General features: G+C 65.7%; 11 protein-coding genes. 5 read left to right on the forward strand and 6 right to left on the reverse strand.

What is annotated here, in order from left to right; translation table 11 throughout:
* Positions 1-4: 4 nt before the first annotated feature.
* A complete protein-coding gene (locus OX460_RS22570) occupies positions 5-913 on the reverse strand; it encodes an AAA family ATPase (protein ID WP_099665136.1) in 909 nt (302 codons plus the stop codon).
* 244 nt (positions 914-1,157) lie between these two features.
* Between OX460_RS22570 and OX460_RS22575 the strand changes: the two genes are divergently transcribed.
* Positions 1,158-2,084 carry a histone deacetylase family protein gene (locus tag OX460_RS22575; protein ID WP_289899991.1) on the forward strand — a complete coding sequence of 309 codons (927 nt, stop codon included), beginning with the start codon at positions 1,158-1,160 and terminating at the stop codon, positions 2,082-2,084.
* Positions 2,085-2,097: 13 nt separating this feature from the next.
* On the opposite strand, the gene OX460_RS22580 is transcribed toward OX460_RS22575, so the two are convergent.
* Together OX460_RS22580 and OX460_RS22585 are read right to left on the reverse strand one after the other, a co-directional pair.
* Positions 2,098-2,484, reverse strand: coding sequence for a hypothetical protein (locus tag OX460_RS22580; RefSeq protein WP_143451364.1), 387 nt, complete (start codon positions 2,482-2,484; stop codon positions 2,098-2,100).
* Between the two features lie 169 nt (positions 2,485-2,653).
* Positions 2,654-3,451: a hypothetical protein gene (locus tag OX460_RS22585; RefSeq protein WP_289899992.1), complete on the reverse strand. Its 798-nt coding sequence runs from the start codon at positions 3,449-3,451 to the stop codon at positions 2,654-2,656.
* 200 nt (positions 3,452-3,651) lie between these two features.
* Between OX460_RS22585 and ylqF the strand changes: the two genes are divergently transcribed.
* Complete coding sequence (gene ylqF / locus OX460_RS22590) at positions 3,652-4,599, forward strand: ribosome biogenesis GTPase YlqF (protein WP_083411975.1); 948 nt, start codon at positions 3,652-3,654, stop codon at positions 4,597-4,599.
* 69 nt (positions 4,600-4,668) lie between these two features.
* Here the strand turns inward: ylqF and OX460_RS22595 are convergent, their stop codons facing one another.
* On the reverse strand, positions 4,669-5,472 hold the full coding sequence (locus tag OX460_RS22595) for a class III extradiol ring-cleavage dioxygenase (RefSeq protein WP_289899993.1): 804 nt from the start codon (positions 5,470-5,472) through the stop codon (positions 4,669-4,671).
* A 114-nt stretch (positions 5,473-5,586) separates the two neighbouring features.
* On the opposite strand from OX460_RS22595, the gene OX460_RS22600 reads away from it, so the two are divergent.
* Positions 5,587-6,477: a LysR family transcriptional regulator gene (locus OX460_RS22600; protein ID WP_289899994.1), complete on the forward strand. Its 891-nt coding sequence runs from the start codon at positions 5,587-5,589 to the stop codon at positions 6,475-6,477.
* On the opposite strand, the gene OX460_RS22605 is transcribed toward OX460_RS22600, so the two are convergent.
* The gene (locus OX460_RS22605) at positions 6,478-7,362 is read right to left on the reverse strand and encodes a hypothetical protein (RefSeq protein ID WP_289899995.1); all 885 of its coding nucleotides are present in this window, start codon (positions 7,360-7,362) and stop codon (positions 6,478-6,480) included. It abuts the gene before it with no gap.
* Entirely contained in the window at positions 7,359-9,647 is a 2,289-nt protein-coding gene (locus tag OX460_RS22610) for a M1 family metallopeptidase (protein ID WP_289899996.1), read from the reverse strand. The genes OX460_RS22605 and OX460_RS22610 overlap by 4 nt, the downstream gene beginning before the upstream one ends.
* Before the next feature lie 245 nt (positions 9,648-9,892).
* Between OX460_RS22610 and OX460_RS22615 the strand changes: the two genes are divergently transcribed.
* The gene (locus tag OX460_RS22615) at positions 9,893-11,428 is read left to right on the forward strand and encodes a TonB-dependent receptor (protein WP_289899997.1); all 1,536 of its coding nucleotides are present in this window, start codon (positions 9,893-9,895) and stop codon (positions 11,426-11,428) included.
* Between the two features lie 147 nt (positions 11,429-11,575).
* Complete coding sequence (locus tag OX460_RS22620) at positions 11,576-12,247, forward strand: thiol:disulfide interchange protein DsbA/DsbL (RefSeq protein ID WP_289899998.1); 672 nt, start codon at positions 11,576-11,578, stop codon at positions 12,245-12,247.
* Positions 12,248-12,254: the final 7 nt, after the last annotated feature.

Raw genomic sequence — 12,254 nt, forward strand, 5'->3', positions numbered from 1 at the left:
GCTGTCAGACGGGTGTCGCCAGCAGCAATTGCTGCAGCAGCATGCGGCTGTCCGTGACCCCTTGCGCGGCGTGCAGGCGGTGGGCGCAGACGGGAATGAGTACGGCTTGCACATCGTCGGGCGTGACGTGGTCGCGTCCGGCCAGGGCAGCCCAGGCGCGCGCCGCCTGCAGCAAGGCCAGCGCGGCGCGCGGGCTCAGGCCATCGGCAAACACGCCCGGCACGCGGGTGGCATGCACGAGGGACAGCACGTAGTCGACGACGGCAGGTGAGGCGTGGATGGCGCGCAGGCCCGCTTGCGCCTGCAGCAATTCTTCCGCGTTCATGACGGCCGGCAAGGTTTGCAGCATGGCGCGGCGGTCGGCGCCCAGCAGCAGCTCCCGTTCGGCGGCTGCATCGGGGTAGCCCAGGGTGACGCACATGAGAAAACGGTCCAGCTGCGATTCGGGCAGGGGGAAGGTGCCCAGCTGGTGCGCGCAGTTTTGCGTGGCGATGACGAAAAACGGCTGCGGCAGCGCGCGCGTGACGCCATCGAGCGTCACTTGCCGCTCTTCCATCGCTTCCAGCAAGCCCGATTGCGTCTTCGGCGTGGCGCGGTTGATCTCGTCGGCCAGCAGCACCTGGGTAAACAGGGGGCCTGGATGAAAGATGAAACTGCCACTGCCCCGGTCATACACGCTCATGCCGGCCACGTCGGCGGGCAGCAGGTCGCTGGTAAATTGCTGGCGCTTCCATTGCAGGCCCAGCGAGATGGCCAACGCATGCGCCAGGGTCGTCTTGCCCACGCCGGGCACGTCCTCGATCAGCAGGTGGCCGCCGGCCAGCACGCAGGCGAGGGTCTGGCGGATCTGTAACTGTTTGCCGACGAGAACTTCGCCGATCTGCCGTGCGGCCTGGTGTATTTTCGAAAACATGCTATTTCTATCACAGTGAGACGGATTATTTAATTTACAATCGCTTTGGCCAGGTCAAACCGCGCCGCCCGCCGCCTGCGCGCTCGTGGTAGATTAGCGTGACAGCAAAGGCGGCAAGGGCGGCACAGACCAGCCAGTGATTTTATGCGAGAACGGGCCAGGCAGGCAGGAATGCTCTGCAGTGATTCCGGCACGCGTTCCCGGTATGGATAGAGAGCAGAGACAGAGGTAACCAGTACAGCGCATGAGCACAGCCATTTATACCCATCCCGATTGCCAGCGCCACGAAATGGGCGACTGGCATCCCGAATCGCCGGCCCGCTTGCAGGCCATCAACGATCAATTGATCCTGGCGCACATCAGCGACCTGGTCGAGCACCGCGAAGGCGTGCGCGCGCAATTGTCCGATATCGAGCGCAACCACAGCGCCACGGCCATCGGCCTCGTGCGCGACAACGTGCCGCCCGCGGGCGACTATTACCCGCTCGACGGCGACACCTTGCTCAATGCACACAGCTACGACGCGGCGCTGGCCGCCGCTGGCTCGGCCGTGGCAGCCACGGACGCCGTCATCGACGGCGAGATCAGCAACGCGTTTTGCGCGATCCGCCCGCCCGGCCACCATGCGCGGCCCAGCGAGCCCATGGGCTTTTGCCTGTTCAACAATATCGCCATCGCCGCCAAGCATGCGCTCGACGTGCGCGGGCTCGAACGGGTCGCCATCGTCGACTTTGACGTACATCATGGCAATGGCACGGCCGAATCCGTGGCGCACGATCCGCGCATCCTGATGGTCAGCTTTTTCCAGCACCCGTTCTATCCGTACAGCGACGTGGAATCGTACACGGACACGCGCGTCAACGTGCCCGTGCCGGCCCGCTCGAAAGGCGATGCCGTGCGCCAGCTGGTGCTCGACCACTGGCTGCCCGCGCTGCACCGGCAGCAGCCGCAGATGATTTTCATTTCCGCCGGTTTCGACGCCCACCGCGAAGACGACGTGGGCGGCATGGGCCTGGTGGAGGCCGACTACACGTGGATGACGCAGCAAATGATGGCCGTGGCCCATCAGTATGGCAAGGGCCGCATCGTCAGCTGCCTCGAAGGGGGCTACAACCTGTCGTCGCTGGGCCGCAGCGTGGCCGCGCACGTGAAGGCGCTGGCGGAGCTGTAAGGGGGAGCTTGAACTACAGCAGGCTGGGCCGGCTGCGGGAATTCGTGTGGCGGTGCGTCTGGTAGTCGAGCGCGTCGCCAGCCATGAAGCGGCGCCAGGCTTGCGTGTAGACGAGCGATGATTTATCCGCGTCAAAACTGTCGAGCTGCAACATGTCGCGGTGGTGCTTGATTTCATTGACCAATTGGTCATACAGCACTTGCAAGCCATAGCTGTCGGCGCTCTGGCGCTTCAGGCGCTCTTCCAGCTGCGCCACTTGCCCCTGCAATTGCCGGCATTCCTTCTTCCACTGCAACAGGCTGCCATTGCGCGGCACGCGCTTGGCCGCCGCCTTGGCCGGGCGCGCGCTGCCACGTTCGCATTCCACGTGTGCCGCTGGCGCCTTGCCAGTGTGTTCCATCACCATATCGAGCCATCCCTATCGCCTATCTCCCTGCACCCGGCGCTAGCCAGCCTGGAAAATAATTGCTTTTCATTTAAGAGGCGATATTAGAACATACTTCTTTATTTCTTTCAGTAAATATAAGAATCCATGTGGAAATATTTGACCTGGCGGCGCGGGCGGCGCTTTACTGGCGCTGCGCTGCCTGCGAGGGCGCTGCCGGGGCGGCTCCCGCCATTTTCCCGTCGTCGGCGTAGGTCAGGGTCAGCAGGGTATTGTCGTCCCAGTTCAGGTCATGCAGCGGCGGCACGAAGCGCTGCCGGTCTTGCGTGACGCGGATGTCCAGCGTGCGCTCGCCCGAGCGCGCCTGCACGGCAAGCAGCTTGTGCACCACGGGAAACGGCACGTGGATCAGCGACGAGTGGCATGGCCCGCCTGCCAGGCGGAACAGGTTGCGCCGGACAAAGGACAACTCATCCTGCTCGACGGCCCAGCGGATTTCGCATTCCAGGCGCAAGTCGCCCAGGCGGCGCACGTTCTGGGGCAGGCCCGGCGTATGGATGTCGGCGCGCCAGCGCAGGGTGTCGCGCTTCTTGTTGCTGACCAGGTCGGCATTCGCATCGTAGGCGGTCTTGTCGCGCGACAAGGTGAAGCCACCGTCCGCCGCCAGCGGCACGGGGATGGACAGGTTGTCGGCCGACAGGTGCAAGGTCACGCCTTCGAGCCTGGCCTGCGGCGTGGCGGGAATCAGCATGAAGCGCAGCGGCGCGCCCGGCGCCAGGCGCTGGTGGTCGGCATACGCATCAAGTCCCTTGAGCATGGTGCGGTAGGGGCGCAGGTCGGGATCGCGCGTGCTTTGCACGTCGACAATCTGCTGCATTTCCTGGCTTGCCGCATCGCCCGGCGCCGCCGCTTGTTCCTGGGCCATGGCGGGCAGCAGGCTGGCATAAAGGGAGGCGAGGAGGCAAAAGCGGGGAAAGTGCATGGATTGCGTGCCAGGTTAAGCTTGCGATGGGAAACCGTCCAGGCTGGACGGACTGCGAATCTTATCATTCATGTAACTGCCAAATTATCACCAATTGTCTCGTTCGTGTCGCACGGCTGGCGTTGGCGGCGGAAAATGGGACGTCGTGGCGGCAACCACGTAAAATAGCGGATTGACCGAACGATTTTGAAAGCAAGAGCATGGCGATACAATGGTACCCAGGACACATGAACGCGGCCCGCAAGAAAGCGGCCGAGACCATGGAAAACACCGATCTGGTGATTGAAGTGGTGGACGCGCGCCTGCCGGCAGCCAGCTGCAATCCCATGGTGGACGAGCTGCGCCTGTTCCGCCAGCGCCCTTGCCTGAAAATCCTCAACAAGACCGACCTGGCCGATCCTGCCGCTACCGCCGCCTGGGTGGCCTATTTCAATGCCCAGGAAGGCGTGACCGCATATGCGATGACGACCAAGAAGCCGGGCGACGTGGCGCGCATCCCGGAACTGGCGAAATCGCTGGCGCCGCACCGCGGCGTGCCGACGAAGCCGCTGCGCATCATGATCATGGGCATCCCCAACGTGGGCAAGTCGACCCTGATGAACGCGCTGCTGAAAAAGCGCGTGGCCAAGGTGGGCGACGAGCCGGCCGTCACCAAGATGCAGCAAAAGTTGTACCTGGACAAGAACACCATCCTCGTCGACACGCCCGGCATGCTGTGGCCGAAGATCGCCATCCCCAGCGATGGCCTGATGCTGGCGGCCAGCCACGCCATCGGCTCGAACGCGCTGATCGAAGAGGAAGTGGCCGTGTTCCTGGCCGAGGAATTGCTCAAGCGCTATCCGGACTTGCTGGCGGCCCGCTACGGCACCAAGGTCGATGAAGTCGACGCCATCGGCGTGGTCGAGGGCATCGCCGCCAAGCGCGGCTTCCGCATCAAGGGCGGCGACTACGATTTCGAGAAAGCCTCGCATACCCTGCTGCTCGACTACCGCAGCGGCATCCTGGGACGCATTTCGCTGGAAACGCCGGACACGCGCGCGGCCCTGCTGGCCCAGCACGCGGCAGAGATGGCGGAAAAAGCGGCCAAGGCGGCGGAAATCGCGGCCGAGAAGGCCAGGAATGCGGCGCGCGGCAAGCGCGGCACGTAAGTTACCGCTCCACCATGCAAAAAGCGCCGCGACAGCAATGTCGCGGCGCTTTTTTCATGCGCTGGCCGATTAGCCGAATTTGAAGCTGGTGACGGCCAGCGCGCCAAAGAAATCCTCCTCGTGGTACACGACGTGCGCCGCTTCCTGCTCGGCCGCGCCCAGCGCCACCATCAGCGGCAGCAGATGGTCTTCCTGCGGATGAGCCTGGCGCGCGCCCGGCGCCTGGTCCCAGGCCAGCAATTGCTCCAGCCTTTGTTCTGGCGGCAGGGCCATGGCCTGGCGCAGCCAGGCGTCGAACTGGTGCGAGGCGACGGCGCCCGCCTGGCCGAACTGGCGCAGGTTGTGATAACTGAGGCCGCTGCCGAGTATCAGCACGCCCTGGCGGCGCAGGCTGGCCAGCGCGCGGCCCACCTCGACGTGCGTGAGCGGGTCGTAGCCGTGTTTCAGCGACAGTTGCACCAGCGGCATGTCCGCCTGCGGGTAGATGGGGAACAGGGCGCTGAAGGTGCCGTGGTCGAAACCCCGCTCGTGGTCCAGGCGTGCCGGATGGCCGGCCGCGTCGAGCAACTGTTTGACTTGCGACGCCAGTTCCGGCGCGCCCGGCGCCGGGTACTGGATCTGGTACGTATGCGGCGGAAAGCCTGAATAATCGTAGATCATGCCCGGACGGGGGCTGGCCGAAACGAGGAATTGCGGCCCTTCCCAGTGCGCCGTGACGACCAGCACGGCCTTGGGACGCGCGCCGATCTGGCGCGGGATAGCCTGCAGCGACGCTTCCAGCACGTCGTAGCGGCCGCCGAACTGGTCTTTCATGAACGGCCACGGGCCGCCGCCGTGCGACAGGAAATACGTGGGGAAGGTGTGCTCTTGCATGGCGGCTCCTGAGGGGAATGGCTAACGATGGAACCATGATAGTCATGCGCAGTCAGTTGATCAAGATCGCTATTATTGATATATCATTTCCATTTTGTTGATGATTGGGTCGTCATGGATACCTTGCGCAGCATGCGCGTGTTTCGCGCCGTGGTGGAGCTGGACAGTTTTGTGCGCGCCAGCGAGCGCCTGGACCTGTCGCCGGCCATGGTCAGCAAGCACGTGATGCACCTGGAGCGCCACCTGGGCGCGCGCCTGCTGAACCGCAGCAGCCGCCACCTGAGCCTGACGGAAATCGGCAAGGTGTATTTCGAACAGTGCCGCGACATGCTCGACAATCTCGACGAGGTGGAAGCCACCGTCGGCCGCACGACGGTAGTGCCGCGCGGCATGCTGCGCCTGAGCGCGCCCGTCTGGTTCGCCAACGCCATCTTTACGCGCACCCTGGCCGTCTACCGCGAGCGCTTTCCGGAGGTGACCTTCGACATCGACCTCAGCGGCCGTGTGGTGAACCTGGTGGAAGAGGGTTTCGACCTGGCCCTGCGCGTGAGCCAGGCCCCATCGCCGGCCCTGATCGCGCGGCCCATCGGCAGCATCGAATTCCACCTGGTGGCCGCGCCCGCCTATCTGGCGCGCGCGGGCCACCCGCACCTGCCGCAAGACCTGGCGCAGCACGCCATGATCAGCTATTCCTTGCTGGCGAACGGCAATGAACTGGCCTTCGACGGGGCACAGGGGCGCGAGACGGTGAAGTTTTCGCCCGTCCTGCAATGCAATAACGAAAGCCTGCTGCACGCGGCCGCGCTCGACGGCATGGGCATCGCGCTGCTGCCGTCGTGGCAAACGGATGCGGACCTGGCGGCGGGGCGGCTGGTGCGCCTCTTCGACGATTTCAAGCTGGCGGGCGGCAAGGTGTACGCCGTGTACACGAGCCGCCGCTACCTGTCGTCGAAAGTGCGCACCTTCATCGACTTCCTGGCCGATGAAGGGCGCCTGGGGGCGTGACTACGCGAGCGAGCGCTTGACGTCGATCAAGGCGAACAGGCGCGCGCTGCGCATCCACGCCAGCACCAGCGCCGCCAGCTGCGTCACCAGCAAGCCGGCCACGATGGCCAGCGGGCCGGGCGCGGCCAGGTTCAGGCGCGCCACGCCCAGCAGCGCATACAGCGCCAGTCCCAGCACGGTGATGACGAGGTAGATGGCCAGGCTGGCCAGCGGACGCCGGCGCAGCATGCCCAGTCCCCGCCACCAGGCCTTGACGGCCGACGTGCGGCGGCGGTCGACGGCCAGCGCCGCGCGGCCCGCGTCGAGCGTGGCGCAGGCCAGCAGGAACAGCAAGCCCGTGAGCAGCAAGGCCAGGTGGCGGGCCAGGTCGGCGTCCGCTTCCAGGATGGCCTTTGCCGCGTGCTTGTCGGCCAGTTTCAGCGCGCCGGCGCCGATCGCCAGCGCCACGCCCAGCGGCACGATGCTCCACAGCAACATGCGCAGCATGCGGCCGTATTCGCTGAAGGCACCCGTCAGCAGGGGGCCGAAGCCGGGTGGCGCAGGCGCGCGCGCGGCCGTCACCACCAGGCCGCTCAGCAGCGGCGACAGCAGCAGGGCCAGCACGACGCCGGTGATGGCCGCCTGGCTGATGGCGGCGCCGTTGCGTCCCGTATTGGCCACCAGGTCGGCCAGGGTCATCAGGTCGAGCTTGTGCGCCAGGGCCGCTGCATGCACGGCGTTATCGAGGCTGGCGCTCAAGGTGCGCCAGAGGGGTATGACGGCAAGGATGGCGGGGATCAGCAGCAGGCCCGCCCACAGCAGCAGCAAGCGCCATTGCAGGGCGGCGCGGCTGGCGCGCGTGGTCAGGGTCAGGCCGCTGGCCCGTGTCGTGGAAGTGGCGCTCATACGGTGGCAATCAGGGAAAGGAGGTATTGGAAGACGGCGGCAAGGTCGAAGCTCCAGCGCCGCGCGGCCGAGGTGTCGGCTTTCAGGGTGCGGCTGTCATCGAGCTTGTTGACGTCGAGGTAGTGCACGCGGTCGGGATCGAGTTCGGCCGAGACGGCCTTCACGGGCTTGCTCCAGGTGTAGCGCTGCCACAGCTGCTCGTTATCCCACACCACGCGTTCGGAGCTGCCGTCGGCGAATTTCACCAGCAGCACCTGCGGCACGGGCGCGCCGCGGCGGCGCAAGACCACGCTGGTGAGATAAGGATACGGTCCCGTGCCGGGCTTGGCGTCCGGATGCGCCTTGTCCCACGCCTCGCGTACCTTTTTCTCCTCTTTTTCCAGCGCTTCGGCCGTATGTTCCACGCGCTTGCCGTTCACCACCGCCATGCCGGCCAGCGGCGTCTGCTCTTCGCTGGTGAAGGTGCCGATGCGGTCGTCGATATTTGCGCTGGCATAGACCTGCTGCGCGAAGACCTGTTCCACGATGCGGCGCTGGCCCGTCGCCTCGGCCAGCGTTTCGCGCAGGTCGGCCACGCTCGGGTGGCGGAATTTCCACTGTTCGTAATAGGCCTTGAAGCCCCGTTCCATGGCTTCGCTGCCGATGCGCGCTTCCAGGTCGCGCATGGTGATGGCCGTGCGGCTGTAGACGGGGCCCACGCCCTGCAGGCGGTTCCACGCGTTCTGGCCCAGCGGGTCGGCCGCATCCTGGCGCGGCGCGGCCATGCGCTCGAATTCGAAGACCTTGAAGACGGGATCGAAGCCCAGGCGCTTGAGCAGGGGCGTGGTGGCATGGATGTCCTGGCCGCGCGCGCGCAGCATGCGCTGGTCCCAGTACTCGTTCAAGCCTTCGTCGAGGAGGGGTTCCTCGAACTCGTTCGACGCCAGGATGCCATAGAAATAGCCATGACCGAATTCATGGATGGTGACGAAATCGAGGCCGAATTCGGGGATGGTCTTCGGCTGCAGGTTGGCGTAGCTCGAGGCCGTGATGAAGGTCGGGTATTCCATGCCGCCCGCTTCGGCCGCGTTAAACGGCGGAATCACCACCGTCAGGGTCTTGTATGGATACGGGCCCAGGGTGCGCGAGAAATACGTGAGCGAATCCTTCGCCGCCTGCAGCGCGGGCGCCGCATTCGACGCGTATTCGGGCGGGTACAGCACCTTGATGGCCACCGGCGGGCTGCCAGGACCGCTCCAGCTGCCCGTCAACGGCTGCGCGCTGCGCTTGTCTGCCGTCCAGGCGAAATCGTGCACGTCGCCCTGCACATAGTGATGCGTGAGCATGCCGTTCTTTTCCTGCGGCGCGCCCTGCAGTTCGCCCGTGGCGCCCACCGTGTACTCCTTGGGCACGGTCAGCTTCACGTCGTAGTTGCCGAAATCGGCGTAGAACTCCGAATTGAGGTGGAATTCATGCGCGTTCCAGCGCGGCGCGGTGGCGCCCCGTTCGCCGGGCAGTTCCAGCACGGCGATCTTGGGGAACCACTGGCCCACCAGGTGGAAGCTGCCGAAATAGCCGGTGCGCGCGATGACGCGCGGCAGCTGGTCGAAGAAGCGGATGTCGAGCGTCGTCTCGGCACCTGGCGCGACGGCCTGCGGCAAATCGACGCGCACGACCGTGCGGTCGGTGGCCGGGCCGTTGTCCGGCTGGACGAAATGCCAGGGCGCCTTGGCGCCGTTCTGCGTCATGCTGCGCAGTTCGATGTAGCCCCACTCGCCGTCGCGCGTGTCGACGCCCGAGCGGAAGCCCGTGTCGAGCTTGCGCTTTTCGGTGAAGAAGGTCGAATGTTCGCCTTCGAAGGCATTCAGGTACAGGTGCAGGTACACGCTGCTGACGGCTTGCGCGCTGCGGTTGCGCCAGCGCAGTTTCTGCTGGCCGTCGATCGTGTGCTTGACGGGATCGAGCGTCGCTTCGATCTGATAATCGACGACGCGGTCCGACAGGGTCGCTTGCGCGCCCGTGCGCGCACCGCCCCAGGCATTGCTGGCGCTGGGCGTGCTGACGGCCGACGCATGTGGCGACGCCAGGGCGATGCCGTCGGCGGATGGCGCCAGCGGCGTGGGCGCGCTGGCCGGCTTGCCTTGGCCCGGCTGGGCGAACAGGTCGGCCTGCAAAGCAAGGCCGGCCAGCAGCATGGCGGTGATGGAAAGGGCTTTGAGCTTGCCCGAGATGGGGAAAAAACCAATGCTGCGGCGCGTGCCGCGGGGACTTGGCGGCCCCCGGCGCGTTGTGCTACGACTTTCCATGCGTGACTCCCACAGTGACTTCTTATTGTTGATTTTTAAATGCAGTCGGCTGCGCCCAGGATCGCCGGGCGCACCTTAATATACCTACAAAAATGCCAAATCACCAATAAAATATTGGCATAAGGAAAGTACCGCCGGGCTGGCGCTTGCGGCGCCGTGCGCCGTGCGTATAATGATTCGCTTTTGCCATCCCTCCGTTCCACCAGCGCGCATCCGCGCCGCGGTGACGCCTCCAGCCTGCCGCCATGATGCCTGCCCCTCCCGTCCTGACCATCGCCACGCGCGCCTTGCTGCTGTGCGCCCTGGCCATGCCGGCGTGCGCGCAGGAAGGCGTGGATGCCGGCGCGGCCGGCGTCACGCATGGCGACGTGTCCGCCGAGCTGGCGCAGGGCGGCCAGCACAGCGTGCGCGGCGCCCTGTCGCGCGAGCAGGACGGCATGACGCTCGATGTGGCCATGGATGGGCTGCGCAATGGCAATTACCGCGATGGCAGCGTGTTTCACCAGCGCGGCTTCAACGGCGGCGCGGAATGGAAGGCGCGCCAGGGCCGCTTCGGCTTCAGCGCCGACCAGCTGAACCAGGAGACCCGCTATCCCGCGCCCGAGGCGCCGTTCCTGGCCTTGCTGGCGGCCCGCCCGGAAGACCTGTACCGCTATGAGGTGCGGCGCGCCAGCGCCTTCGTGCAGCGCTATGTGGGCAGTTTCGAGCTGGGCGTGGAACTGTCGCAGCGGGAAAAGCGCGCCACGGCCCACTATGCGGGCGAGGATGGCAGCAGCGAATCGAGGTACAGCAGCCGCCGCCGGCAGCTGGCGCCCCGCCTGCGCCATTACGGCAAGGTGGGCGGCGTGGGCACGGATACGGAAGTGGGCCTGGACCTGATGCAGTGGCAGCGGCGCTCGGACCGCGATGGCGACGGGCAGCGCCGCCAGTATTCGCGCGCGCTGCTGCTGCGCGAAGAGCTGGCCTTCGGCGGCCCGTATGCGCCGCGCCTGCTGCTGGGGCTGCGGCATGAGCAGTTCCAGCTCGATCCGGCCGACCTGCCCGCCGGCGGCAGCGACTGGGAAAACCAGAATGCCTGGGATTTGCAGGGCAGCCTGCAATTGCGCCCGCAACTGAGCGTCTACGCCAAGGCCGCGCGCAGCTACCGCATCGACGACGATGGCTATACCCGCGCCGGCTACCGCCCCCTGGCGGGCCAGTTGCGGCGCGAAATGGAAGTGGGCGCCACCGTCGGCGACGCGGCGCGCAGCGCTTCCGTGCGCGTATTCTGCGAGCGCCTGAGCAACCAGATCGTTTTCGACCAGAGCCTGGGCCAGCTGGGCTTTGCGGGCAACCTCGACCCCTCGCGCCGCGACGGCATCGCCATCGAGGCCAGCATGGCGCTGGCGCGCGACTGGCGCCTCGACGGGCAACTGCGGCAAGTGCATGCGCGCTACGACGATTACGCCTATGACGGCCCGGATATCGCCCTCGTGCCGAAAACCCTGGCCAGCCTGCGCCTGTACTGGACGGGGCAGGGCGGCGCCAGTGCCGACGTGGGCGTGCAATGGCTGCGCGCGCTGCGCTATGGCCCCGATTTCGCCGGCAGCTGCCTGGCGCAGGTGCCCGCGTTTGCCACCGTGGACGGTCGCTATGTGCGCAAGCTGGGCGCCTGGGAGCTGGAACTGGCCGGCAGCAACCTGGCCAACCGCCGCCATTACGGCGATGCGCCCGGCTGCCGTTCCAGCATTTACCTCAAGGATGCGCGCCAGCTGCGCGTGTCGGCGCGCTACCATTTTTGAGGCGCGGGCGCAGCGGGGCTTAAATACGGCTTAAGCTGGCGCAAACCGGGGCGATAAACATGGCTTTTTTCCGCCCGGGCCTCATCGCCAGGCGCAAAAAGTGGTAATCTCGCCCCGTTCACGACCACTTTATGATGAAGGATTATTATGCGTTTTCTGCGTTTCTTGCGTCCCCTGCTTGCCGCCGTCACCCTGGTGGCGGCCACCGGCGGCGCCATGGCGGCCGATACCGGCTTTACCACGCTCCCGACGCCAGTGCGCACGGACACGGGCAAGAAGGTGGAAGTGGTGGAGTACTTCATGTATTCCTGCCCGCATTGCTATGCGCTCGATCCGCTGATGCACGACTGGGTCAAGAAGCAGGGCGACAAGATCGCCTTCCGCCGCATCCACCTGGCCTTCAATGGCCCGAAAGATGCGCAGGCGCACGCCTACGCCACCCTGGAAGCGATGGGCCAGCTGGACCAGTTCCACGACAAGATCTTCCGCGCCATCCACGTCGAGCGCAACCGCCTGAACCGCGATGACGCCATCCTCGACCTGCTGGTCAAGAACGGCATCGACAAGGCGAAATACCTGGACATGTTCAATTCCTTCGGCGTGCAGACCAAGCTGAAACGCAATGAACAGCTGATCACCGCCAGCAAGATCGACAGCGCGCCGACCATCGTCATCGATGGCCGCTTCGTGACGTCGCCGGCGCAGCTGTCGCGTCCGGGCCAGTCCGAGCCGCAAACCCAGACAGCGACCCTGCGCGTGATGGATGAACTGGTGGCGCGCGTGCTGAAAGAGCGCGCCCCGGTGCCTGCGAAGAAGTAATACTGGA

The organism is Janthinobacterium sp. SUN033 (genome assembly GCF_030397595.1).
Lineage (GTDB): Bacteria > Pseudomonadota > Gammaproteobacteria > Burkholderiales > Burkholderiaceae_D > Janthinobacterium > Janthinobacterium kumbetense.